8 protein-coding genes and 6 pseudogenes are annotated in these 20,454 nt (G+C 61.6%); 8 read left to right on the plus strand and 6 right to left on the minus strand.

Annotated elements, in window-relative coordinates; translation table 11 throughout:
- Positions 1-235: 235 nt before the first annotated feature.
- A pseudogene (locus B4968_RS13830) lies at positions 236-2,448 on the minus strand (NADP-dependent isocitrate dehydrogenase).
- Between the two features lie 393 nt (positions 2,449-2,841).
- On the opposite strand from B4968_RS13830, the gene B4968_RS13835 reads away from it, so the two are divergent.
- A complete protein-coding gene (locus B4968_RS13835) occupies positions 2,842-4,167 on the plus strand; it encodes a glycosyltransferase (protein ID WP_083099850.1) in 1,326 nt (441 codons plus the stop codon).
- Between the two features lie 58 nt (positions 4,168-4,225).
- On the opposite strand, the gene B4968_RS13840 is transcribed toward B4968_RS13835, so the two are convergent.
- From B4968_RS13840 to B4968_RS13855, 4 genes and pseudogenes are all read right to left on the minus strand, one after another.
- Positions 4,226-5,035 carry an ABC transporter permease gene (locus B4968_RS13840; RefSeq protein WP_083100001.1) on the minus strand — a complete coding sequence of 270 codons (810 nt, stop codon included), beginning with the start codon at positions 5,033-5,035 and terminating at the stop codon, positions 4,226-4,228.
- Between the two features lie 86 nt (positions 5,036-5,121).
- The gene (locus B4968_RS13845; RefSeq protein WP_083099853.1) at positions 5,122-5,889 is read right to left on the minus strand and encodes an ABC transporter ATP-binding protein; all 768 of its coding nucleotides are present in this window, start codon (positions 5,887-5,889) and stop codon (positions 5,122-5,124) included.
- A 105-nt stretch (positions 5,890-5,994) separates the two neighbouring features.
- Positions 5,995-7,013: pseudogene (locus tag B4968_RS13850) on the minus strand (ABC transporter substrate-binding protein).
- A gap of 61 nt (positions 7,014-7,074) precedes the next feature.
- Complete coding sequence (locus B4968_RS13855; protein WP_083099856.1) at positions 7,075-7,740, minus strand: GntR family transcriptional regulator; 666 nt, start codon at positions 7,738-7,740, stop codon at positions 7,075-7,077.
- Between the two features lie 272 nt (positions 7,741-8,012).
- Between B4968_RS13855 and B4968_RS13860 the strand changes: the two genes are divergently transcribed.
- Both B4968_RS13860 and B4968_RS13865 read left to right on the plus strand, forming a co-directional pair.
- Positions 8,013-9,194, plus strand: a complete 1,182-nt coding sequence (locus B4968_RS13860; protein ID WP_083099859.1) for a metallophosphoesterase family protein — start codon at positions 8,013-8,015, stop codon at positions 9,192-9,194.
- Entirely contained in the window at positions 9,191-11,851 is a 2,661-nt protein-coding gene (locus B4968_RS13865) for an AAA family ATPase (RefSeq protein ID WP_083099862.1), read from the plus strand. The genes B4968_RS13860 and B4968_RS13865 overlap by 4 nt, the downstream gene beginning before the upstream one ends.
- A gap of 100 nt (positions 11,852-11,951) precedes the next feature.
- Here the strand turns inward: B4968_RS13865 and B4968_RS13870 are convergent.
- A pseudogene (locus B4968_RS13870) lies at positions 11,952-12,408 on the minus strand (SH3 domain-containing protein).
- 263 nt (positions 12,409-12,671) lie between these two features.
- On the opposite strand from B4968_RS13870, the pseudogene B4968_RS13875 reads away from it, so the two are divergent.
- The 5 genes and pseudogenes from B4968_RS13875 to B4968_RS13895 all read left to right on the plus strand — a co-directional run bounded on the left by B4968_RS13875 (position 12,672) and on the right by B4968_RS13895 (position 20,362).
- Positions 12,672-13,657, plus strand: a pseudogene (locus tag B4968_RS13875) (2-hydroxyacid dehydrogenase).
- Positions 13,658-13,955: 298 nt separating this feature from the next.
- Positions 13,956-15,484: pseudogene (locus tag B4968_RS13880) on the plus strand (gamma-glutamyltransferase family protein).
- Positions 15,485-15,644: 160 nt separating this feature from the next.
- A complete protein-coding gene (locus B4968_RS13885) occupies positions 15,645-17,048 on the plus strand; it encodes an FAD-binding oxidoreductase (RefSeq protein ID WP_083099865.1) in 1,404 nt (467 codons plus the stop codon).
- A gap of 161 nt (positions 17,049-17,209) precedes the next feature.
- Positions 17,210-17,557: a hypothetical protein gene (locus B4968_RS13890; protein WP_083099868.1), complete on the plus strand. Its 348-nt coding sequence runs from the start codon at positions 17,210-17,212 to the stop codon at positions 17,555-17,557.
- Positions 17,558-17,850: 293 nt separating this feature from the next.
- Positions 17,851-20,362 (plus strand): annotated as a pseudogene (locus B4968_RS13895) (GcvT family protein).
- The last annotated feature ends 92 nt before the right edge of the window (positions 20,363-20,454 follow it).

Genomic DNA, 20,454 nt, shown 5'->3' on the forward strand with positions numbered 1-20,454 from the left:
GGTGGCACAGCTGCTGTGCCCCTCCTTCTGTGGCCCTCACTGGACTAAATGCTAAAAAAGCGCCCGGCGAATTCGCCGGGCGCTTTTTTAATCTTTGAGGGGCACTCTCACATCCAGAGGGGGCGGGCCTCGTGCCTCACGCAGGTCTGGTGCCTCACAGTGTGTTCATCGGCCCCAGATATGGGAGACCAGATCCAGCCCCGATCAGAACCTGAGGTCGGGGCTGAAAGAGAGATCAGTCGATAATCGCATTCAGTGTGGCACTGGGGCGCATCACGGCGGCCTTTTTTGCAACATCGGGGTGGAAGTAGCCACCGATGTCTGCAGCAGGACCCTGGGCCGCTGCCAGTTCCGCCAGGATCTTGGCTTCACCTTCGGTCAGTGCTGCGGCGATCGGAGCAAAATACGCCGCGATTTCAGCGTCGTCGCCTTGGGCTGCGAGGGCATCGGCCCAGTAGCGGGCAAACCAGTAGTGGCTGTCGCGGTTGTCGGGCTCGCCGACTTTGCGCGAAGGCGACTTGTTGTGGTCAAGGATCCCCTGGGTCGCAACCTCGGCAGCAGCGCCAAGCACGCCCGCCTTGGCATTGCCTTTGCTATCGGCCAGGAAGTTCAGGCTCTCGCCCAGGGCGCAGAATTCTCCCATTGAATCCCAGCGCAGGTGGTTTTGCTCTACCAGCTGCTGCACGTGCTTGGGGGCCGAGCCGCCAGCACCGGTTTCAAACAAGCCACCGCCCTGCATCAGTTTCACGATCGACAGCATCTTGGCTGAGGTGCCCAGCTCGAGGATCGGGAACAGATCGGTGAGGTAGTCACGCAGCACGTTGCCGGTGATGGCAATGCTGTCCTTACCGGCGGTGATGGTTTCAGCGACTGGGCTGTTGCCTCACGGGGAGCCATGATCTTGAACAGATCGGCCTTGCCCGCAGCTTTCAGGGCTGGGGTGACGTATTTGATCAGCTCAGCATCATGGGCGCGGTTTGCGTCCAGCCAGAAGATCGCCTCGGTTCCGGTCAGACGCTGGCGGTCGAGGGCCAGTTCGATCCAGTTCTCAATCGGTGCCTGTTTGGCGGTGCAGGCGCGCCAGATATCACCGGCCTCTACCTCATGCGAATGCAGCGTCTCACCATTGGCCAGAACCACACGGATGGTGCCATCTGCTGCGGCCTCAAAGGTGGTGGGGTGGCTGCCGTATTCCTCAGCCTTTTGCGCCATCAGACCCACGTTGGCGACAGAGCCCGCCGTTGTGACGTCCAGCGCGCCATTGGCTTTGAAGAAGTTGATGGTCTCGTCATAGATGGTGGCATAGCAGCGGTCGGGGATGACACAGTTGGTGTCGCCCTTGTTGCCTGCGGCATCCCAGCCCTTGCCACCGGCGCGGATCACGGCCGGCATAGAGGCGTCGATAATCACATCGGATGGCACGTGCAGGTTGGTGATGCCCTTGTCGCTGTCGACCATATACATGGCGGGACGCGTACCGGTCACGGCGTCAATTGCGGCCATGATATCGGCGTTGTCTTTGACGCGGTCCAGCAGGTCGCCCATGCCAGAGTTTGCATTCACACCCAGCGCATCCATCTCAGCGCCGAATTTGTCAAACACGGGCGCCAGCCAGGCTTTTACCGCATGGCCAAAGATGATCGGGTCGGAGACCTTCATCATGGTGGCCTTCATGTGCAACGAGAACATGGTGCCGTCGGCCTTGGTGTCCTCAATGGCGCCCGCCAAAAAGCTGCCGAGGGCCTTGGCGGACATGAATGTCGCATCCGCAATGGTGCCAGCGTCCAGAGGCCAGCTGTCTTTCAACAGGGTGACAGCGCCATCTTTGCCAACAAACTCGCTCTTGGCGTTGCCGGCCTGCGCGGCCGTGATGGTGGCGGCTTTCTCGTTGGCGTAGAAATCATTGCCGGGCATGGACGAGACCTTGGTCTTGCTGTCCGAAGCCCAGGCACCCATCGAATGGGGGTTGTTTTGTGCGTAGTTTTTGACGGCGCGGGCGGCGCGGCGGTCAGAGTTGCCTTCGCGCAGATCCGGGTGCACCGCCGAGCCTTCCATGCCATCATAGCGCGCACGGGTGGCTTTTTCGGCATCCGTTGCGGGCTCTTCAGGGTAGGAAGGGATGTCATAGCCCTGGGCCTGCAGCTCTTCGATGGCGGCCACCAGCTGTGGCACCGAGGCCGAGATGTTTGGCAGCTTGATGACATTGGCATCGGGGGTTTTGACCAGCTGACCCAGCTCGGCCAGATCATCAGATTGACGCTGCTCGGCGCTTAGACCTTCGGGGAAGGCGGCGAGGATGCGTCCGGCCAGGGAAATATCCTTGGTGCCAACGCTGACATCAGCAGCCGATGCGAACTTGCGGATGATCGGCAGAAAGGACGCCGAGGCCAGCTCGGGGGCTTCGTCTACGATGGTATACAGAATGTCGGGGTTTGAATTTTCTGTCATAGTTCACAACCTTTCAGCGATAACGGAAGCTTTGTTGAGTTCGTGCAGCGGCGCTACATCTCAGAAGAAACTGAACAGACCACAGGCAAGAAACGGATTTCGGGCCAGGACCATTTATGGCTTTCATTTAGAGCAGGAGCGGCCCCGGTGCAATCGCTAGGATGCCCATTTGCATCGTCAGATTGACGCGGCGCAGCATTTTACGGCCCTTCTGGGCCTTTTCCCTATCCTTTTGGCGCAGCGGCTAGCGATTTTGCGCCGGGCCGCTCTGCCAAGGCGGCTTTGGGGAATCTGGTTAAAGCGCTTTAACCTTGAATGCATAGGGGCTGAAAAAGCTCCGCCGGTAATCTGCTGACAAGCCGCCGGTAATCTGCCGACAAGGAGACCCCACTGATGCCTGACACGCCGCGCCTCCCCAGCCTGCTGATCTACGCTCCGGTGCCTTTGCATCTGTATCAGGGCCGGTTTTACATCGAGTGTCAGGCCGTCAACGGGCTCCGGCTTTGGGCGCAGCATTTTCACCCGGTTACGGTCATGATGCCGGTCAGCGCAGAGGCACCTCCACAGGGGTGGGAGCCATTGGGGGGCCATCTGAAAGATCTGGCGGAGGTGAATATCGAGCCGCTGCCGATGGCCTATCGTCCGGATCAATTTGCCCGCGCCCTGCCACGCAGTTTGCGCAGGATCCGGGATTTGATTGCGCAGGCTGACTATCTTAGTTTTGCCATTGGTGGCCTGTTTGGCGACTGGGGCGCGGTTTCTTGCCTTGCCGCGCACCAGATGCGGCGCCCCTTTGCCGTCTGGACCGACCGGGTAGAGTCTGACGTGATGCGTCAGGCGCAAGAGCGGGCATATGACAAGGCACTGGACCAGACCACCCGGCGCAGCCGTCTGCGGGCGCGGCTGTATCACCGGCCGATGGCCTGGCTGGAGCGCGCGGTGATTTCGCGCGCCGATCTGGGGCTGTTCCACGGCGCCGAGACCTATCAGGCCTTTCAGCAGTTTTGCCGCAACCCGCAGCTGGTGCATGATATTCATATCGCCGAAAGCGACCACATCGGGCTGGAGGAGTTGACCCAAAAGATGGCGCGGGTGCGCACAGGGCCCCTGCGTCTTGTCTACGCCGGGCGGGCCGATGCGATGAAGGGGCCGATTGACTGGACCACGGTGCTGGAGCGGCTCAAGGTGATGGGCGTCGAATTTGAAGCGACCTGGCTGGGGGATGGCGAGGCGCTGCCACAGATGCGGGCGCGCATTGCGCGGGCCGGGCTGGCAGAGCAGGTGCACTTTGCGGGGTTTGTCGCGGATCGCGCCGCGGTGCTGAGCGCCCTGCGCCGGGCGGATCTGTTTATGTTTTGTCACAAGACGGCCGAGTCACCGCGCTGTTTGATCGAAGCTCTGACCTGCGGCACGCCGATCCTGGGCTATGGCGGCGCCTATGCGGAGGACCTGATCTCGGGCCATGCAGGCGGGGTTCTGGTGCCACGCGGCGATACCGAAGCACTGGCAGATGAGGTTGCCCGTCTGGATGCGGACCGCCCCCGGCTGGCACAGATGATTGCCAATGCCCGCAGCGATGGCATGCCGTTCTCGGATACGCAGGTTTTTGCCCACCGGGCCGCAATTCTCAAGGCTCATTTGCCAACAGACCAGTCAGATGCGGGAGGCCGCGCCAAACCAGATCCGCTTTGCGCCTGGGGCCAGGCCGCGCGCAGATGACTACAGTGATGGAATAACCTCTGGCCTCCCCTTTGAGCTGGCTTCGCAGGTGGCGCCGCTATTGCCGCCAGTTCAGCAACCGGCGCTCAATCAGGCTGATCACCGCGCTCATGCCAACCCCCAGCAGCGACAGGATGGCAACCCCGGCAAACAACCGCTCCAGATCATAGAGCGAGCCGGCCTCAAGGATATAGGCACCGATCCCATGTTCCGCGCCGAGCATTTCGGCCGCGACCAGCAGGATGATGGCAATGGCGAGACTGATGCGCAGGCCGGACAGGATGCCGGGCATGGCACCTGGCAGCACGATCTTGCGCACGATGGAGAACCACGACAGGTTAAAGCTCTGGCCCATGCGGATCAGGCTGCGGTCAACATTATCGACCGCGCCATAGGTGGCCACAACCGTGGGCGTGAAGGTGCCAAAGGCGATCAGCGCGTATTTTGACCCCTCGTCGATGCCAAACCAGATCACAAACAGCGGCAACAGCGCGATTTTGGGGATCGGGAACAGGGCAGCAGTCAGAGGCACCAGCCCGGCCCGCACATAAGAAAACAGTCCAATCATCACGCCCACCGCGACCCCAAAGCTGGCGCCAAGGGCCGCTCCGACCAGCAGCCGCATCAAAGAGACGCTGAGATGGGTCCACAACAGCCCCGAGGAATAGAGCTCGCCAAAGGTTTCCAGCACATCACTGGGGCGGGGCAGTGTAAGGGAGGTGATCCAGCCTTGCCGGGTGCCGATCTCGGCCAGTGCGATGAGCAGGACAAAAACGGCAGCGCCAATCCAGCGGTGAGCGACCGGGGCAAAGCCGCCGCCGCGAAAGTGTGACCTTGCGGGCGGTGGCCTGATTAGAGGCGGCCTGATTAGAGCTGGCCCGAGTAGAAGCGGCCGGAGTAGAAGCGGCCCGAGTAGAATCGACCTGTCCAACAGGGGCTTGGGGGGATTTTGTCTCAGACATGTACCAACTCCGCATCTGCCGCCCGGGCCTCTTCACGCATCAGCTGCCAAAGATATTTCTGCTGCTCTTCCAGATCGCTGTCGCCATACTGACGCTGGTCCAGTGGTTTATCCAGATGCACCACTTCGCGGATTTCACCCGGGCGGCGCGACATCACCACGATGGAATGGCCCAGACGCACCGCTTCGGCCAGGTTGTGGGTGACATAGACGGCGGTAAAGGGCGTGCGGGTCCAGAGACTGATCAGATCATCCATCAAAAGCTCGCGGGTCTGGCTGTCGAGCGCCGAGAGAGGCTCATCCATCAGCATCACCGCCGGGTTCACCGCCAGCGCGCGGGCAATCGCCACCCGCTGCTTCATGCCCCCTGACAGCTGTTTGGGCAGGGCATTGGCAAAATCGCTCAGCTTGGTGCGGGTCAGCACATCGGTGATGATCGCCTCGGCGCGGGCACCTCTGATGCCGTGATCCTCCAGCACCAGTGAGACATTGCCACGCACCGAGCGCCAGGGCAGCAGGGCAAAGTCCTGAAAAATATAGGTCAGCGGGTTGAGACAGTCCGCAGGCGGGCTGCCGATCTGCAGGACCTCGCCTTTGCTGGGCTGTTCCAGCCCGCCGATAAAGCGCAGCAAAGTGGATTTGCCACAGCCGGAGGGGCCGACAATGCAGACAATCCGCCCCGATGGGATTTCAAGAGAGATATCACGGAGCACCTCAAAATCATCATAGGAATGGCTGACGCCAGAGAGGCGAATATCCATAGGGGGCTCCGAAATTATCGCAGGGAATAAGGGGATACGTCAGGACGCATAGTCAGGACACATAATCAGGGCGCAGCAGTTGCCGCGCCCCGACAAAGCCGGGCGTTAGCCGAGCGTTTGCACGTAGCTGGGGTCAATCACCGTGTCGAGGCTGATGCTTTGGTCAACCAGACCTTCGGACTGGAACCAGCTGAGCTGATCCTGCAGTGAGGCGGTGTTCATCGCAGCCCCCTCGTTCAGGCGCATGGTGCCATTGATGATGGAGCCGGCCGCCTTTTCGCGCGGGCGATCCGCATAGACATATTTGTGGATCAGATCGACCATCTCCTGCACGCCGGCGTCACCATGGGCTTTGTCGATCATGGTGCTGTTATAGTCGCTGACACCTTTGGAATAGCCGACGAGGAAATCGCGGGTCATCTGCTGCTCGCCCGATGCGTTCTTGGCCGAGGTGAAAACCGTGGTGACCTGATAGTCGGGCAGGTAGTCCGAGACATTGCCGATGATATGCACCTTGCCTGAGCCCGCCAGGGGCTTTGCGAGATGCGGCACGATGGACCAGGCATCGATCTGGCCGGATTTCAGCGCGCCAATGATGGCGCCAACCTTTTGCAGCGGCTTGAATTTCAGCTCGATGCCTTCGGCAGCGGCCATTTTTGACCCCATATCGTGAAAGGAGGAGCCGGCCGAAGTGATGCCATAGCTTTTGCCCGCCAGCTGCGCCGGCTTGGTGACGCCCGCCTGAAAGGCCGCGTCCGAGACGAGGAATTTTTGCCCGTCAATGCCTGCTTCTTCAGAGAGCGCGCCGCCGATCACCTTGACCGCGCCTTTGTCGGCCAGCGAGACCAGACCACCGGACATGGCCGTGACCGCATAGCCACACCCCCCGAGGCAATCGCCACCGCCATAGGGGTTGCCGCCTGAAAGAATTTGAATTCCACATCCAGGCCCGCCTCGGCAAAATAGCCGCGCTCAAAGCCGATAAAGCTGCCGGAATGGCTGGTAAAACGCAGCGCACCCACGGTGATTTTGCGGCCCGAAGCCAGCGCCGGTGTCGCGAGGCTTGCAGCTGCTGCGGTGCCCCCCATGAGGGCCAATGCCTTGCGGCGGGTAAATAAGGTCATGTTTCTTCCTCCCTGGTGTCGTCTTTATATCTGAGCCCGCAGCGCCGGCTTTGTGGCGCTCTCAGGCTGTCAGCTCGGGGGTAATCAAAGCCTCCAGTCGCAGTAAAGCGTCTGAAGGCTCCCGCGCCAGCACCGCAGCAAGCAGGGCCTGATGCTGGCTTTTGCGCTCCTGGAAATTCAGCCGCCCCTCGCGCAGTTGCGCCAGCCGAAAGCGTCGGGACTGGTCGTAGAACTTTTGCTGCGTGTCCAGCAGCCGTGGTGAGCCCGAGGCCTCGCACGGGCTGTAAAAGAAGCCGCGGCAGGCATTGTCCCACTCCAGCGCCGCTAGATCGCTGAGATCCTGCTGCACCCCCGCTTCGCAATGGCGCATGGCGTGATGCGCCGCCAGAACCCGCCCCTCCCAGGCGACGTCTCCCAGCCTCAGCGCCATTTCCAGCGCCATTTGCTCGACCTGAATGCGCATGAACAGGATATCGCGCAGGTCGTCTTCGGTGGCCGAGGTCACACGAAAGCCGCGCTGGGCGGTTGCGGCCACCAGCCCCTCGGCGCTGAGCAGCCGCAGGGTTTCGCGCATGGAATGGTTTGAGCCGCCATAGCGCTGCCGCAGGGCGTTCAGTTTGAGCTTTTCATCGGGTCTGAGCAGGCCAAAGGAGATATCGCGACGCAGCACAGAGGCGAGCATGGCCACCACTGTCTCGTCCTCATCTTGTTTTGCACCAAAGATCATTTGAACCCGATTTCTGAAAATGTTGGATATTTTTGCCGCATATGTCCCCCCTCTGTCAATCTGTTGTCTGTTGTCTGTTGTCTGTTGTCTGTTGCGCGCTGCGTGGGCGCATCAACAGGCGACTTTGGCGCGGGGACGGCTCCTTAGGGGCCTAAAGCCGCTTTGACCCTGGGTTGCGGCTCTGCCACTCATGAGGCGCAGAGGTGCCCGGCTTACGCTATTGCCAGCCTGCGCCACTACCTGCCTGCGCCATTGACTGCTCCGGAGATTGAATGACCGCCTTTCGCTTTTTGCACAGCTCGGATTTGCACCTGGGCAAACGGTTTGGCCAGATGCCCGAGGAGGCGCGGGCTGCTCTGCAGCAGGCCCGGCAGCAGATCATCGCGCGACTGGCTGTGCTTGCGCGCGAACAGCGGGCAGAGCATGTGCTGATAGCAGGGGATATGTTCGACACCGAGACGCCTTCGGATACCGTGCTGCGGCAGGCGCTTGCAATGATGCGGGCGGCCTCTGATCTGCAGTGGTGGATCATTCCCGGCAATCACGACAGTGCCGCCGCAGAGCCGCTCTGGGCCGAAATGGCACGGCATGCTGCTGAAAATACACATCTTTTGATGCAGCCAGAGCCGGTCCAGATGGCGCCTGGGGTGCATCTTCTGCCTGCCCCCTGCCGACACCGTTTTGCCGGGCAGGACCTGACCCGCTGGATGGACAGTCACGTGACGCCCGAGGGAGAGTTGCGTATTGGGCTGGCCCATGGCGGTGTGCTTGATTTTGGTAGTGATGAGGCCAGCGAAGAAGTGATCTCACCAAAACGCGCCAGTACAGCGCGGCTGGACTATCTGGCGCTGGGCGACTGGCACGGGGCCTTTACCCTGGACGCGCGCAGCCGCTACAGCGGCACCCCCGAGGCGGATCTCTTTAAGCACGCAGGCCGCGGTCAGTGCCTGCTGGTTGAGCTGAGCCGCGCAGGCATTCCCCCAGAGGTCACCAGCCTTGAGACCGGGGTGTATCACTGGCAGGAACAGAGTCTTGAGCTGACCCCGGTCTCGGATGTTGCGGCTTTACTGCGGGCGCTTTTGCCCTCTGATCGGGCGGCCTGGCATCTGCATCTGCTGCGGCTCAGGGCCGAGGGCTGGATCACGGCGCCGCAACGTCTGACCTTGCAACAGGTGGTGGCCGAGGTCGCACCCGAATTCTGCCACTTCAGTCTGGATGAGACAGGCCTGCGCAGCGAGCATCAGCTCGAGGATCTGGACCTTATCGCCACCAACGGCGCGCTGCGGGTTGCGGCCGAGGATCTGATGCAGGCGGCCGAAGATACGGCCCTGGCGCAGGCCGAGCGGGACACGGCCTCGGCGGCGTTGAACCGGCTGTTTGCCTATGCGCAGGAGAGCGCGCCGCAGCAATCTGGTGCGGGCGCTGGTGCGGCTGCGCCGGGGGCGACGACATGAAAATCTGCGCCATCCGTTTGCAAAACATACGCCGCTTTACCGACCCGGTAGAGATCACCGGCATCGGTCCCGGCCTGAACGTGCTGGCGGCCCCCAACGAGCAGGGCAAGTCGACCATTTTTGACGCCCTGCATGCAGTCTTTTTCAAGGATGCAAAGTCCTGGGACAAGGACATCCGCGCCCTGGCGCCGCGTGCCGGGGGGGAGCCGCGCGTTGAGGTGGAGATTGATCTGGAGGGTCGTGGCTATCGATTGGTTAAGCAGTTTCAAAAGGCCTCGGGCAAGGGCGAGGTGCGTATCTGGCAGGGCGACAGCCTCTATCTGCAGTCCGATGCGGCAGAGGCCTGGCTGCAGCAGCTGATCAAATCGCCGAAAGAGGGCGGCCCTGCAGGTCTGCTTTGGGTGCGTCAGGGGCTGACCGATTTTGCCGATGCCAAGGAAACACTGGCGGCGCGGCAGGACCTTATGTCCTCGGTTGTGGGAGAAGTGGACACCATAACGGGGGGGCAGCGCATGGATGCGATCCGCCGCGATGTGCGCCAGTCCCTCGACCGTCTGGTCACCTCACGTGGTGCCAAAAAAGGTGGCGCTCTTGAGCTGGCAGCAACAGAGGTCGCCAGCCTTGAAGCGCGCGAACAGATGCTGGCAGCCAAGGTGGTTGAGCTGCGCGCGCAGCTGGATCAGCGGCAGGCGCTGCGGCGGGAAAAGGACCAGTTACAAGAGCCGGAGGTCCCGCAGGAGCTGCAGGCGCGCCTGCGACAGGCGCAACAGGATCTCGCCGCCGCGCAACAGTATCAGCAAAAGCTGCAAACCGCGCAGCAGGCGGTGCACACGGCACGTCTGGTCTTGGAAAGCCAACAAAGCAGTCTTGCGGCGCTTCGGGCACGGCAGCTTGATTGCGCCGAGGCAGAAGCAGCCTGCGCCGAGGCTGCGCAAATCCTGCAGCAGGTCACGCAGGCGCTGGAGCCAGCCCGGGCCCAGCAGGCCGCTGCTGTAGGCACGTTTGCGCAGGCGCAGCACGCGGCCAAATCCGCTGAGGCCTTGCTGGCGCAGGTGCAGCAGGCGGAGTTGCTGGCGCAGGCCGCCGGGCAGCGCCGTGCTTTGACCCAGACACTGGGTCAGGCGCGCAAGCTGCAGCAACACGTGAACGCGCTGAAGCCACTTGCGGCGCAGGGGCCTGATCTCAGCGGGATGGAGCAGGTCGAGACCGCTGGCGCAGCACTTGCTCTGGCGACGCAGGTACAGGACATGGCGGCCGCTGCCCTGCGTGTGAGCTATGACGCGGGCCAGGACGGGCGGTTGCGACTGGACGGAGAGGCTCTGGCGGGGGGCACACGGATTTCCTTGCCCAAGGGCGGTCGCCTTGAGGTGCCTGGGGTGGCTGTGATCGAGCTGTATCCGGGGCAGGGTGCCGGGGCTGATCAGCTGGAACAGGCGCAACGTGACCTCACGGCAGCACTCCTTGCGGTGAGTTGTGAAGACGTGGCACAGGCGCGCGCGGCGCATCGGGCGCGTCAGGAGGCGACACGTCGTCTGCAAGAGGCCGAGGTGCAGCTACAGGTGCTGGCTCCCAAAGGGATTGTGGATCTGATGCAGCAGCTTGATGCCTTGCCCGCTGCTCCACATGAGACTGAGGCGCCACATGAGACTGAGGCCCCAGACGAGGCTGAGGTCCCGGGCATGACTGAGGAGGCAGAGCCGGGCAGGCGCGAGCAGGCAGAGGCTGCGCTGGCCTCCAGTCGTGTCACGCTGGATCAGGCCGCGACAACGCTTGAGGCGGCCCGAAGCCAGGAAGCGCAACAACTGCTCTCTTTTGAGGGCAGCAATGTGCACCATCAGGCGGCCCTGCAACGTCTGGAACGGGCCAAAGCCGCGTTGGACGGACAGGATGATGTGGCCGGGGCGCTGACTGCTATGGAAAGCTGTCAGGCCGAATTGCATCAGGACCTGACAGCGGCAACAGCCCATCAACATGCCTTGCAACAGGAGGCTCCTGATCTGGAGGCAGCCCGTGCGCGGGCCCAGCGGGCGCAGTCGGCACAGGGGGCCAGCCGGGAACGGCTGCAGGAGTTGGGCCGTGATTTGGCCGTGCTGGACAGCCGGATTGCGATCACCGCTGGCGAGGCCATCGAGGAGGAGCTTGCCGAGGCGCGGGACCAGTTGGAGGCGGCCCGCAAGCGTCTCACGGCGGTCGAGGTTGAGGTCGCGGGGTTGCGGCGTCTGGATCTGGCGCTGGAACAGGCGCGCAGCGCTGCACAAGAGGCCTATATAGGCCCTGTGTTGCAAGAGCTGCAGCCGCTGTTGCGCCTGCTCTGGCCCGAGGCCCGTCTGGGCGTTGATGCCGGGCAGGTTCTGCCGGATCAGCTGCAACGCGCCGGTCATGACGAGGCCTTTGACACTCTCTCTGGCGGCACCCAGGAGCAGATTGCCCTGCTGGTGCGGCTGGCCTTTGCACGGCTGCTGGCGCGCGGTGGTCAGGCGGCTCCGGTCATTCTGGATGACGCCATCGTCTATACCGATGATGCCCGCATTGAGAAAATATTTGACGCGCTGACGTTGCAGGCAGATGAGATGCAAATTCTGGTCTTCACCTGTCGCCAAAAGAGTTTCCGCGCCCTTGGCGGCACCCAGTTGACCATCCGACCGGTCACAGGCTGACCAGTCACTGGCGCGGCCTGAATTAGCCCAAGACACCGGTCTGTCTCAAAGGGTCCTGGGAAGGACCGAAAAGGCCTGCTTGGCCTGATCGCAGTCGGGTCTAGTCGCGGATTTCTTCCGGCATCACACCCCAAAGTTTGTCCTTGGGGGCCCAGCCGCTAAAGCCGCCAACTGAGACAACACACCATGTCTGGGAGCATTCCCCCAGCCGCGCGACAACCCCGTATTCAAGGGCCGCCGTCACCTGTGCGGCGTCATCGGGCTGGGCATGCAGGGTGAGCATGTCTTCCTGCACCAACACCGTGCGGGCTCCGGACAGCAAGGCATAGTGCACCCAGCCTCCCGCGCCATCCTGATCCCGGACCCGGCGCCAGTGGCCGAATTCTGCAGTGATCTCCAGTGGCATGCCGCGCCGTTTGAAAACCCAGTCGATGCGATGGGTGAGGGAGGGGCCGCGCCGCACATTGCCCTCAGAGGCCTTCATCGAGACATAGCCGCGGCAGAGGGAGATTGGTCACAGCGCCGCGCTGCTCTTTGGCATAGGCCTGCGAAGCCATTGATGTGGCGGCTATAACCACACCGAGCGTCGCCGCAAGGCCACGCCAACCCGAGAATATTCTATTCACTGCCTGCTCACTTTTGCTCGCGGTTAAGCCTGTCTAACGTTTGCTTCCGAAATCCGGCACGGTTCTCTGGCCTGAAAGAGGCAAAAAGCCGCGTCACTTGCTTCGGTTCTGGCGGATCGGTTCTTGTGCCCGCATCCGTCCTGCGCCACCATGCCACCAAGGCATATGAATTGCAAAGCCAGGGGAGAGCAAAAGTGGCAAGAGAACGTCTGAGTGTTGTCGTTACGCGACGGTTGCCAGAGCCAGTGGAAACGCGGCTTAGTGAGCTGTTTGATGTACGGCTGCGCAGCGATGATACACCGATGAGCCGCCAGGAGTTGGCTGCCGCGATGAAAGAAGCAGATGTGCTGGTGCCGACGGTGACCGACAGTATCGATGCCGCCCTTTTGGGGCAGGCCGGTGAGAAGCTGAAGCTGATCGCCAACTACGGCGCCGGGGTCGATCATATTGATGTTGCGACGGCCCGCCAGCGCGGCATTCTGGTGTCCAACACGCCGGGTGTTCTGACCGATGATACCGCCGATATGGCGATGGCGCTGATCATGCGGTGGTGCGGCGCATCCCCGAAGGTCTGGCATTGATGCAAAAAGGCGAGTGGCAGGGCTGGGCACCAACCGCGATGCTGGGCGGACGTCTGGCTGGGCGGCGTCTGGGCATCCTTGGTATGGGACAGATCGGCCAGGCCGTCGCGCGCCGGGCCCGTGCCTTTGGCATGCAGATCCATTATAACAACCGTCGTCGCCTGCGCCCCGAGGTCGAGGCGCAATTGGAGGCCACCTATTGGGAGAGCCTTGATCAGATGGTGGCGCGGATGGATGTGATCTCGGTCAACTGTCCCTCGACGCCGTCGACCTTTCATTTGCTGAATGCCCGCCGTCTTAAGCTGCTGAAACCCTCGGCTGTGGTGGTGAATACCTCTCGCGGTGAGGTGATCGACGAACATGCCCTGACCCGGATGCTGCGCAATAATGAGATCGCAGGCGCAGGGCTGGATGTCTACGAGAAGGGAACGAATATCAATCCAAGGTTGCGCGAGTTGCCGAATGTGGTACTGCTTCCTCATATGGGTTCCGCAACCCTTGAAGGTCGTATCGAGATGGGTGAGAAAGTCCTGTTGAATATCAAGACCTTCGAGGACGGGCACCGGCCCCCGGATCAGGTTGTTCCGGCCATGTTGTAAGGACCCAGCCCCGCAACCCTTTGCTGTGTTGGAGATCTACATGAGAACTGTTTTGCTGACCTGTCTGGCTTTGTCTGCTTCGGCGGTCACCGCGCTGGAGGCTGCGGATGCCGTCGCACCCGAAGGGGCGAGTAAGGGCGCTCTCACTGTCACCTCCGAGGCGGTTGCCGCAGCCCTTGCTGCCAAAGAGTCGGGGCAGCCCGTTGAGGCGCAGAGCTGGATGATTGCCGCGGCAAACCCGCATGCGGTTGAGGCCGGGGCTGGCATCCTGCGTCAGGGCGGCACGGCTGCGGATGCCATGGTGGCGGTGCAGAGCGTTTTGGGCCTGGTTGAGCCACAGTCCTCGGGGCTGGGCGGCGGCGCGTTCCTAGTTTGGTATGACGCCAAATCCGGTGCTGTGACCACGCTGGACGCGCGCGAAACCGCGCCTTTGGCGGCAACGCCACGACTGTTTCAAGATGAAAACGGCGAGCCGTTGAAATTCTTTGACGCTGTGGTCGGCGGCCGCTCTGTCGGCACCCCCGGCACCCTGCCTTGTTGGAGGCGGCACGCCGCCGCTGGGGCAGTCACAACTGGGCCTCGTTGTTTGAGGCGGGAATTTCGCTGGCGGCTGAGGGCTTGCGGTTTTGCCCCGCATGGCCAGCTCGGTCCACGCGATGCTGAGCGTCTGGCGCGGTTCCCCGCAACCTCTGCGTATTTTCTGCCAGATGGCACGCCTTTGGCCGCGGGCGCACCCTGACCAATCCCGCCTATGCAGATGTGCTGCGCATTTTGGCCGCCGAGGGCGCCGAGGGCTTTTATACCGGCCCGATTGCCGCCGATATCGTGCGCACGGTTGCCACGGCTGCGGGCAATCCCGGCGTGTTGGCCGAGATGGATCTGGCGCTGTATCAGGTCAAGGAACGGCCTGCGAGCTGTGCCAGCTACCGCGCCTTTGAGGTCTGCGGCATGGGGCCACCCTCGTCTGGCGCCCTGACGGTTGGGCAAATTCTGGGAATGCTGGGGGGATATGACCTCGCAGCTTTAGGGGCTGAAAACCCGGACTCCTGGCGTTTGATTGGCGATGCCTCGCGCCTCGCCTTTGCCGACCGGGGCCGCTACATGGCGGATAGTGATTTTGTGCCGGTGCCTGCTGAGGGCCTGGTGGATGCAGAGTATCTGGCCGTGCGTGGCGCGCTGCTCGCCGGAAAGGTGGCTTTGACAGAGGTCGCGGCTGGCAAGCCAGAGTTCGATCATGCGGGGCCGCCACCGCTGTGGGCGGATGACACCTCGATCGAGTTCCCCTCGACCTCGCATCTGTCGATTGTCGACCAATACGGTAACGTGCTGTCGATGACCACGACGATTGAAAACGGCTTTGGCTCACGCTTGATGAGCAATGGTTTTCTGCTGAACAATGAGCTCACGGATTTTTCCTTCCGCAGTCATCGCGACGGGGTGCCAATTGCCAACCGGCTGGAGCCGGGCAAGCGGCCGCGCTCCTCTATGGCGCCAACGATTGTTTTGCGCGATGGCGCACCGGTTCTGGCAATCGGCTCGCCCGGCGGCAGCCGGATCATTGGCTATGTGGCAACGGCCATTGTGGCCTGGGCCGATTGGGGCCTGAATATCCAACAGGCACTGGCCCTGCCGCATGCTGTCAACCGCTTTGGCACCTATGATCTTGAGGCTGAAACAGCCGCTGCGGGCCTTGAGGGCGCGCTTGTGGATATGGGCTATAAGGTCAAAATCCGCGATCTGAACTCTGGCCTGCATGCGATTGAGATCGGTGAGACCCTGAAAGGCGGCGCAGATCCGCGCCGCGAGGGGATCGCTCTGGGAGAATAACCGGTTTGGGCCAGCGGGGGGCACCCAAACAAGCCGGGGGCGGAGACATTGCTTGTCTGCGCCCCTTTTTTACTCAATAAGTCTGCACGTGTTGTCATGACAACACGTCGGATGAGGGACAGCATTCAGCGCTGGTAAAGGGAAGAAAAAGGATCTGATCATGGTGCAAGCGACAGCATTGCCACGCAATGAGGCTGGAATAGAGGCCGCCATTGGCGTTTTGAAGCAGCAGTTTGGCGAACAATTGCAGACGGGTCAGGCGATCCGTGAGCAGCATGGTCACACCACCACCTGGATCACCAATCAGGCCCCCGATGCGGTGGTCTTTCCCACCTCAACGGCTCAGGTCGCAAGCATCGTCAAAACCTGCGCGCAGTTTGGCGTGCCGGTTATTCCCTTTGGCACCGGCACCTCATTGGAGGGCCATGTTAACGCGCCTGCGGGCGGCATCTGTGTCGACATGATGCGGATGGACCAGATCCTGGCGGTCCATGCCGAGGATCTTGATGTTGTGGTGCAGCCCGGCGTGACCCGCGAGCAGCTCAATACCTTTTTGGGTGATCAGGGGATGTTCTTCCCGATTGACCCCGGAGCCAATGCCTCGCTTGGTGGCATGGCCGCCACCCGGGCCTCTGGCACCAATGCCGTGCGCTACGGCACCATGAAAGACAACGTGATGGCGCTTGAGGTGGTGATGGCCGATGGCGAGGTGATCCGCACAGCCCAGCGCGCCAAGAAATCCTCGGCAGGCTATGATCTCACCCGGCTGATGGTCGGCTCTGAGGGGACGCTGGGGCTGATCACCGAAATCACCCTGCGGCTGCAGGGCATCCCCGAGGCGATCCGCTCGGCGCGCTGTTCTTTTCGCACCGTGGATGATGCCTGTCGCGCGGTGATGATGACCATTCAATACGGAATCCCTGTGGCCCGTATGGAGCTGCTCGACGAGATGAGCGTTGCTGCGGCCAACTCCTATTCCAAGCTCTCATTGCCGGAAACGCCGCTGTTGCTGCTGGAGTTCCACGGCTCTGATGCCTCTGTTCTGGAGCAGAGCGAGACCTTTGGTGCCATTGCCGAAGAATTCGGCGGCTTTGACTTTGAGGCCACCTCCTCGCTGGAGGAGCGCAATAAGCTGTGGCAGGCGCGTCACGACATGTATTGGGCCAGCCTGCAGATCCGGCCCGGTGCCAAGGGGATTTCCACCGACGTCTGCGTGCCGATCTCGCGGCTGGCGGAATGCGTTGGGGCCGCGCGGCAAAAGGCCGAAGATATGGGGCTGATCGCGCCGATTGTGGGCCATGTGGGCGACGGAAATTTCCACGCGCTGCTGCTGATTGACATGGAGAGCGCCGAGGAGCTGCAAAAGGCCGATGAGTATATCGGCTGGCTGAATGATCTGGCGATTTCGATGGATGGCACCTGTACTGGTGAACACGGCATCGGCCAGGGCAAACGGCCCTATCTGCAAAAGGAACTTGGCGCCGCGACCCGCTATATGGCGGCGATCAAGGTCGCACTCGATCCTGACAACATTCTCAACCCCGGCAAGATCCTGACCGACTAGATTCGGACCGACTAGATCCTGACTGACCAGATCCTGTCCTCTCTCAGGGCGCGCGGTCAAGGTGAGGCCTCAAGCTGAGCCTGGCCGCGCCGCCACAATTTTGCACCAGTTCCCGCTGTAGCCTCGGGGGCAGCTGGGGATGCAACTGGGGGAGCAGTCAGATGGGTATGCGCAAAGCATTGGGGATCATTGTTTTTTCAACGCAGGCCGTCGTGGCCTTTGACTACAATATGCAAAGCCACAAAGCCGGGCTGGCCCCGGGTGAGTTGAGCATGAAAGCCTATGCCGCCATCGTACAAAAGCGCTATGAGGCGCCAGACAGCGCTAGATTAGCGGCTCTTGATGCCCTCACAGATCCGGGCGCGCGCGCCATTGCCCGTCCGTTCGTAGGTCCGTTGACCAGTCCGCTAACCAGTGCGCAAGACATGAGCGAAGCGGCGCAGGCTGCATCACCGGATGCGCCCGCTGCGGTCTGCATTCGCCGGGGCACTGCGTTGTACTGCCAATAGGCGCGCGCTGACCGCAGCTTTATCAGATAAAATCATTCAATGACGCGCCTACTCCACAGTGGGGGCCCAGAGCCGCCTTTTGTGTTGCAGGTCCTGGGTTTTGCCTGGGTTTTGCCTGGGCTTTGCGCGGATTCAGCCCGAGTGGTGGCTGTTTGCACCTGCCTAACGAGCTTTCTCTCGCTGAAAGGTCGGTTTTGTCATTTTTTGGGTCGGATGGATTTAGCCTGCATTCCTGCGCTTTGGGCATAACCAAGGCAGCAAACCCCGAGTCACTTGTTCCGGAGAACGGCCTCATGAAAACTCACGTCAAAGCATTGGTCGTCGGCGGCGGCGCCGTTGGCACCTCAATCGCCTATCATCTGGCCAAAGCGGGCTGGGACGATGTCATGCTGGTTGAACGCGATGAGCTGACCTCTGGTTCGACCTGGCACGCGGCGGGCCTTTTGCCGTTGTTCAACATGTCCTATGCGACCACCCATATCCACAAATACTCGGTTGATTTCTACAAATCCCTTGAGGCCGAGACGGGGCTTAACGCCGGTTTTGCCGTGGTTGGCAACCTGCGCATGGCGCAAACCGATGCGCGCATGGACGAGTTCAAACTCTATGCCTCGACAGCGGAAACCTGTGATGTCAGCTACGAGTGGCTCACCCCGGATGAGATTAAATCGCGCTGGCCGCTGATCCGCACGGACGACCTGAAAGGAGCGATCTATCACACCGAGGACGGCTACATTAACCCGGCTGATGTGACCCAGGCCATGGCCAAGGGCGCCCGCCAGCGGCGGGGTGGAGATTGTGCGCAGGATGCAGGCCGATGCCTTTCACTGGACCGGCAGCCATTGGGAAGTCACCTGCACCAAGATGGTCGAGCAGGGCGGCAATCTGGTGGCCTCGGACGAGCAGGTGGTGATCACCGCCGAGCATGTGGTGACGGCATCGGGCAACCACGCGCAGCGCACTGCTAAAATGCTGGGCATTAAGATGCCTGCAGTGCCGGTTGAGCATACCTTTATCGTCATGGACAAAGACCCGGAACTGGTTAAATGGCGCGAAGCGGGCAACCCAGAGCATCCTGTGGTCCGCGATGCCGACTCTGAATCCTACGCCCGCGAAGAACGCGGCGGCTGGATCCTCGGTATCTATGAACACGGGGCGCCGGCGCGCTTTGAACACGGGGTGCCCGACAGTTTCCGCGCCGATCTGTTCCCGCTGGATCTGGACCGGATCGCCGAGCAATATATGGCCATGACAGAGCGGGTGCCGTCTTGCGCGGAATCCGGTCTCAAGGACGATTTCAACGGCCCGATCTGCTACACTCCCGATGGCAACCCTCTGGTCGGCCCGGCGCCGGGGTTGCGCAATATGTGGCTGGCCGAGGGCTTTTCGTTTGGCATCACGGCGGCTGGTGGCACCGGCTACTATCTGGCGCAGATGATGGTCGAGGGCGAAGCCGAGATCGACATGGCGAGCCTGGACCCCAAGCGGTATGCGCAGAGCTGGATGACGACTGAATTTGCCGCCCGCAAAAACGAAGAATGCTACGAGCACGTCTACATCCTGCACCACCCCGATGAGGAACGCCCAGCCGCGCGGCCGCTGCGGTGCTCACCTGCCTTTGACCGGCAAAAAGAGCGCGGCGCGCAATTTGGCTGGGTCAACGGCTGGGAACGCCCCAACTACTATGGCCCCAAGAATGCGCCTGCGCATTTTGACCATGACGCGCGCTCCTTCCGTCGTGGCGGCTGGTGGCAATACGCCGTGGACGAGGCCAAAGCGATCCGTGAGGGGGTTGGCCTGGTAGATGCCACGGCCTTTACCAAACATGTGGTCAAGGGCCCCGGTGCCACGCAGTTTCTGGATTGGTTCACCTGCAACAAACTGCCCAAAGTGGGCCGTATCAACCTGACCTATGCGCTGACGGCTGCGGGCACCACCCGCACCGAATACACCATCGTGCGCAACGGTGAGAACAACTATTATCTGGTCTCGGCAGGCGGCTGGAGTGAATATGACGCCGATTTCCTGCGCAAGGCTGCCGAAGACAAGATGGCAGAGTTCGGCTATATCGAGATCCAGGATGTCACCACGCAATGGGGCGTCTTTGCCATCGCCGGTCCCAAATCGCGCGATGTTCTGAAAGAGGTCATCGGTGACGCCGACCCGGAAACGGCCCTGTCGAACAAACGCTTCCCCTGGCTTTCGGCGCGCCAGATCGAGCTGGGCATGTGCCCGGTCAATGCGATCCGAGTGGCCTACACCGGTGAGCTGGGCTGGGAGCTGCACCACCCCATCGAGATGCAGAACTACCTGTTTGATCTGCTGGAAAAGGCTGGTGAAAAACACGGCATGAAACTGGTTGGCGCCCGGGCGCAAACCTGGCGGCGGATGGAGAAAAGCTATCGCGCCTTTGGCACCGAGCTGGGCCGCGACGCCACCCCCGCCGAGGCAGACCTGCCGCGCTTTATTGATCTGTCAAAAGAGTTCCACGGCAAAGAGGCCATGCTCGAGACCGGCGTGCGTTTCAAGTGTTGCACCCTGCTGATTGATGGCCCTGAGGATGCTGACCCCTGGGGCCGTGAGGTGCTCTATACGGAAGATGGCGCCACCCGTGTGGGGCGCCTGACCTCGGGCGGCTATTCGGTGGCCTTTGGTAAAAGCATCGGCATGGGCTATGTGCCGCCGGAATTGGCGGTTGAGGGCACCAGGCTGAAGGTGAAGCTGCTCGACAGATTATGGGATGCAGTTGTCAGCTGTGACAGCCCCTATGATCCCACGAATGCCACCATTCGCCAAAACGGCTGAGGCATAAAACATTGCGCATAAAAAAGGCCCCGGTTGCAGCACCGGGGCTTTTGTCATCTGCAGGCGCGAGAATAGGCGGCTAGGCGCCAGTC

The sequence above is a fragment of the Pseudophaeobacter leonis genome (genome assembly GCF_002087335.1).
GTDB lineage: Bacteria > Pseudomonadota > Alphaproteobacteria > Rhodobacterales > Rhodobacteraceae > Pseudophaeobacter > Pseudophaeobacter leonis.

Excerpts from the sequence above, each read along its gene's own strand:
- B4968_RS13835 (WP_083099850.1), top strand. The coding sequence starts at position 2,842 with ATGCCTGACACGCCGCGCCTCCCCAGCCTGCTGATCTACGCTCCGGTG.
- B4968_RS13845 (WP_083099853.1), bottom strand. The coding sequence starts at position 5,889 with ATGGATATTCGCCTCTCTGGCGTCAGCCATTCCTATGATGATTTTGAG.
- B4968_RS13855 (WP_083099856.1), bottom strand. The coding sequence starts at position 7,740 with ATGATCTTTGGTGCAAAACAAGATGAGGACGAGACAGTGGTGGCCATG.
- B4968_RS13860 (WP_083099859.1), top strand. The coding sequence starts at position 8,013 with ATGACCGCCTTTCGCTTTTTGCACAGCTCGGATTTGCACCTGGGCAAA.
- B4968_RS13865 (WP_083099862.1), top strand. The coding sequence starts at position 9,191 with ATGAAAATCTGCGCCATCCGTTTGCAAAACATACGCCGCTTTACCGAC.
- B4968_RS13885 (WP_083099865.1), top strand. The coding sequence starts at position 15,645 with ATGGTGCAAGCGACAGCATTGCCACGCAATGAGGCTGGAATAGAGGCC.
- B4968_RS13890 (WP_083099868.1), top strand. The coding sequence starts at position 17,210 with ATGGGTATGCGCAAAGCATTGGGGATCATTGTTTTTTCAACGCAGGCC.